The 5,166-nt window shown below is 65.5% G+C and carries 3 protein-coding genes and 1 pseudogene; all 4 read left to right on the top strand.

All coding sequences use genetic code 11. From position 1 onward, the window contains the following. Positions 1-245 (top strand): annotated as a pseudogene (locus ADADOO_RS01010) (erythrose-4-phosphate dehydrogenase); the annotation flags it as partial. A gap of 20 nt (positions 246-265) precedes the next feature. Further along, positions 266-1,450, top strand: a complete 1,185-nt coding sequence (locus tag ADADOO_RS01005; protein ID WP_511274303.1) for a phosphoglycerate kinase — start codon at positions 266-268, stop codon at positions 1,448-1,450. Between the two features lie 91 nt (positions 1,451-1,541). Beyond that, positions 1,542-2,987, top strand: coding sequence for a pyruvate kinase (gene pyk, locus ADADOO_RS01000; RefSeq protein ID WP_511274302.1), 1,446 nt, complete (start codon positions 1,542-1,544; stop codon positions 2,985-2,987). Beyond that, positions 2,984-5,166, top strand: a 2,183-nt coding sequence (locus ADADOO_RS00995; protein WP_511274301.1) for a diguanylate cyclase domain-containing protein, incomplete at its 3' end; no start/stop codon positions are given. The genes pyk and ADADOO_RS00995, both read left to right, overlap by 4 nt.

Here is a 5,166-nt window from a genome sequence, read left to right as displayed (position 1 = left end):
CCCTGCTCGCCGACGCGGCGCGCGGCCCACTCAAAAAGCTGGTGGCCTATTCCGAAGCCGCGCACGCCTCGATCGATTTCAATCACGATCCGCATTCGGCCATTGTCGATGGCAGCCAGACACGCACCGCCGGCACCCATCTCGCCAATCTCTTCGTCTGGTTCGACAACGAATGGGGCTTCGCCAACCGCATGCTCGAGGTCGCCGACCACTGGTCGCGGCTGTGGCCACGGAAACGCATTTAATCAAAACCAAGGAGATAGACATGAACGTCATCAAGCTGACCGACCTCGACGTATCCGGCAAGCGCGTTTTCATCCGCGCCGACTTGAACGTGCCGCAGGACGAGGCCGGCAACATCACCGAGGACACCCGTATCCGCGCCTCGCTACCGTCGATCAAATACTGTCTCGACAAAGGCGCGGCAGTCATGGTCACCTCCCACCTCGGTCGGCCGACCGAAGGCGAGCTGACGCCGGACGACAGCCTTCTACCGGTCGCCGTACGCCTCGGCCAGATGCTGCACACCTCGGTCCGCCTGATCCAGGACTGGGTCGACGGCGGGTTTGAGGTCAAGCCGGGCGAAGTCGTCCTGCTCGAAAACTGCCGCGTCAACAAGGGCGAAAAGAAGAACAACGACGAGCTGGCCGAGAAGATGGCCAAGCTCTGCGACGTCTACGTCAACGATGCCTTCGGCACCGCCCACCGCGCCGAAGCGACCACCCACGGCATCGCCAAGTACGCCCCGGTGGCCTGCGCCGGCATGCTCATGGGCGCCGAAATCGACGCCCTGACCAAGGCCCTGACCAACCCGAAACGTCCGCTCGTCGCCATCGTCGGCGGTTCCAAGGTATCCAGCAAGCTGACCATCCTCAAGTCGCTGGCCAGCAAGGTCGACCAGTTGATCGTCGGCGGTGGTATCGCCAATACCTTCCTGCTCGCTTCCGGCAAGCGCATCGGCGACTCGCTGGCCGAAGCCGACCTGGTCAAGGAAGCCCACGCCATCATGGACATCATGAAGGAACGCGGTGCCGAAGTGCCCTTGCCGACCGATGTCGTCGTCGCCGACGAAGTCTCGGCCCTGGCCCGTGCCAACAAGATATCGGTCGATGACGTCGCCGTTCACGACCGCATTCTCGACGTCGGCCCGAAGACCGCCGCCGCGCTGTCGCAGATCATCGCCAACGCCGGCACCATCGTCTGGAACGGCCCGGTCGGCGTCTTCGAACTGCCGCAATTCGCCGGCGGCACCAAGATGATGGCCTCGGCCATCGCCCACTCCGAGGCTTTCTCGATTGCCGGCGGCGGCGATACGCTGGCCGCCATCGCCAAGTTCCACATCCATGACGACGTCGGCTACATATCGACCGGCGGCGGCGCTTTCCTCGAATTCCTCGAAGGCAAGACCCTGCCGGCGATTGCCATCCTCGAAGAGCGCGCGGCAAAATAAGTCGAAAAATCGCGGTCGACCGGCACATTGCTACGGTCGACCGCAAAAAAAGCCCAAAACCAAAGAAGAGAACCGGGAAAAGAGACGATACATGCTCCGCCACACCAAAATCGTTGCCACGCTGGGCCCGGCCTCCTCCTCGACCGAGGTGCTCGAGCGCATGGTGCAGGCCGGCGTCGACGTGGTCCGGATGAATTTTTCGCACGGCACGGCCGACGACCACAAGGCGCGCGCCGAAGGCATCCGGGCCGCGGCGGCCAAATTCGGCCGGACGGTCGGCATCCTCGGCGACCTCCAGGGACCGAAGATTCGCGTCGGCAAGTTTGCCGATGGCCAGATCGCGCTCACCGTCGGCGCCGCCTTCGTCCTCGATGCAACCTGCCCACTCGGCAACCAGGAACGCGTCGGCCTCGATTACAAGGATCTGCCCAAGGACGTCGTCAATGGCGACATCCTGCTCCTCGACGATGGCCGCCTCAAACTCGAAGTCACCGGCGTCCGCGGCCCCGAAATCCACACCCGCGTGCTGGTCGGCGGCGAGTTATCGAACAACAAGGGCATCAACCGCCAGGGCGGCGGCCTGACCGCGCCAGCGCTGACCGCCAAGGACATGGACGACATCAAGACCGCCGCCCAGATCGGCGTCGATTTCGTCGCCGTCTCCTTCCCGAAAAGCGCCGCCGACATGTACATGGCGCGTCAGCTGTTGCGCGCCGCCGGCAGCACTGCCGTGCTCATCGCCAAGATCGAACGCGTCGAAGCGATCACCAACCTGGCCGAAATCCTCGACGCCTCGGACGGCATCATGGTCGCCCGCGGCGATCTGGCCGTCGAAGTCGGCGATGCCTCGGTACCCGCCCTGCAGAAAAAAATGATCCGCCTGGCCCGCGACAAGAACAAGCTGACCATCACCGCAACGCAGATGATGGAATCGATGATCCAGTCGCCGGTGCCGACCCGGGCCGAGGTCTCGGATGTCGCCAACGCCGTACTCGACGGCACCGACGCCGTCATGCTCTCGGCCGAAACGGCGGCCGGCAAATACCCGGTCGAAGTTGTCGAATCGATGGCCCGCATCTGCGTCGAAGCCGAGCGTTCGGCCGACGTCACCCTCGACCGCGAATTCCTCGACCGCGTGTTCACCCGCATCGACCAGTCGATCGCCATGGCCGCCATCTGGACGGCGCATCACCTCAAGGTCAAGGCCATCGCCGCCCTCACCCAGTCCGGCTCGACGGCGCTGTGGATGAGCCGCCTGAACTGCGGCGTGCCGATCTACGCGCTGACCCCGGATGCCGAATCGGTCGGCCGCATGGTCCTCTACCGCGGCGTCTGTCCGCTGGCGATGAAGCAGCAGCACACCGACCGCGACCTGCTGCTGGCCGAAGCCGAGCAACTCCTGATCGACCGCGGCGTCGTCGAAAAAGGCGAGCTCATCGCCCTGACCATCGGCGAGCCGATCGGCACCACCGGCGGCACCAACACGCTCAAAATCGTCCGTGTTGGCGAACACACCATCGCGATGCGCCGCCCGTGACCGCGCTGCCCCGACTAAACAGGTCGCATCGGCTGTTCTGGGCGGCGTCGCTCGGCGCCGCACTGGCCGCCTGGAGCATTGCCTGGCTGCACGTCGATGATTTCCGGGAAACGCTGTGGCGCCATGCCGGCCAGCGCGTCCAGTCGCTGGCGCGCAGCCACGCCGGGCTGGCCTCGCTGACCCTGACCCTGGCCGACGAAGAACTGCAATTACTGCGCCGGGCCTATCGCGAGAAAGATGTAGGCGCCTTCCGCCGCGAAGCCGAGCGCCTGTCGAGCGAAGAGGCCAGCGGCCCGATCAACCGGGCCGCCCTGCTAGGCGCCGACGGCATGACCATCGCCAACTACCTGCGCGGCAAGGAAATCAGCCGGGCAGCCAACCTTGCCGACCGCCCCTATTTCCAGGCCCTGTCGCGCAGCAGCGCCGACCGCCTGTTCATCACCGAACCGATGTTCGCCCGCATCACCGGCCAGTGGATCATCCTTTTCGCTCGCCCCATCCTGCGCCAAAAACAATTCGCCGGACTTGTTTTCGTCGGCTTTGAAGCCGAGCGCCTCGGCTTCCTGTTTGATACGGTCGACCCGACCAGCGAGCAAGTCAGCATTCTCTCGCCGGAAGGGCGCATTGCCGCCCATTCGCAAGGCATCACGGGACACACAGGGGAGACCGTCAGCCTCCCCGCCGGCGCCAGCGAGCAGCCTTTCATCCTGGCCAGCCCGATCGATGGCGTCAGTCGCCTGTCCGCCGTCAGCGACATTCCCGGCCTGGGCATGCGCGTCGTTGCCGGCATCGACACCGCGACGCTTGACCAACAACTGGCCGCCTACCGCCAGACCGCCTACCTGCCGGCCTTGCTGCTGACCTTGATCCTGATCCCGGCGGCCATCCTGATTTATTTCGGCAGCCGCCGCCAACGCGCCATCCAGGCCGACCTCAGCCATGAAATCGAACGTTCGCGAACCGTATTCGAAAGCATGCGCGAAGGCATCCTGCTGCTCGACACGCAGACGGCCATCACCTTCGGCAACGGGGCAGCCCGCGCCTGGCTGCCCGACACGAACGGCCGGCCTTTCCTCGACGCCGCGCAGCGGGCCGGCTTCAGCCTGGTCACGGAAGACGACGTGCCGTTTGTTGACGATCCCTTGCGCGCCGTCTGCCTGGCCACCGGCCGCGACCTCGAAGGGGTCTGGTTCAAGCGCCCCAGCGACGACACCTGGCTGGCCCTGGCGGTGCGCGTGCTGCACCAGAACGAACAAGCCGTGAGCGGGCTGATCGTGACCTTACTCGACCGCGGCGACGAACATGAGCGCCTGACCGAATCCGCGCTCAACGAGAGCATTCTGGCCGGCATGCCCGACGCCATCATGATTACCGATGCGCGGGGCCGGATCATCAAGATCAACGCCGCGTTTACCCAACTGACCGGCTACCCGGCGCCAGAGATCATCGGCCAGACGCCGGCGATACTGCGTTCCGGCCGTCACGATGACGCCTTCTACGCCGCGATGTGGGATGCCCTGATCGAGCAGGGGCGCTGGTCGGGCCGCATCTGGAACCGGCGCAAGGCCGGCGAGGAATACTGCGTGTGGTACAGCATCAGCGCGGTAGCCGACCCACACGGCCAAACGGCCCGCTACATCGCGGTCAGCCGTGACATCACCGAGCAGGCCGCGCACGAATCCGACCTCTGGCAGCGCGCCAATTTCGATCCGCTCACCGGCCTCGCCAACCGCACCCGGCTGACCGACCGCCTTGCCCACGCCCGCGCCCACAGCAAACGCCACGGCCATGGCTTCGCCCTGTTTTTCCTCGATCTCGACCGCTTCAAGCCGGTCAACGACACGCTCGGCCATGCCGCCGGCGACGCCCTGCTGCGTCAGGTAGCCAAGCGCATTGCCGGCATCCTGCGCGAGGAAGACACGCTGGCGCGCATCGGCGGCGACGAATTTGCCCTGTTGCTACCGCGCATCGCCAGCGCCGGCGACGCCTCGCGCGTGGCCAGCAAAATTCTCGACGTCATCCGCGCCCCCTTCGATCTGGCCGAGGGCACGGTCAGCATCGGCATCAGCATCGGCATCGCGCTCTACCCGGAACACGCCACCGACAACCAGGCGCTGACCGAAGCCGCCGACCTCGCCCTCTATGCCGCCAAGGCCGGCGGCCGCAATGGCTGGCGTTT

It is taken from the genome of Azonexus sp. (assembly GCF_036170495.1).
Lineage (GTDB): Bacteria > Pseudomonadota > Gammaproteobacteria > Burkholderiales > Rhodocyclaceae > Azonexus.
This window is presented reverse-complemented; position numbering and strand designations above follow the sequence as displayed.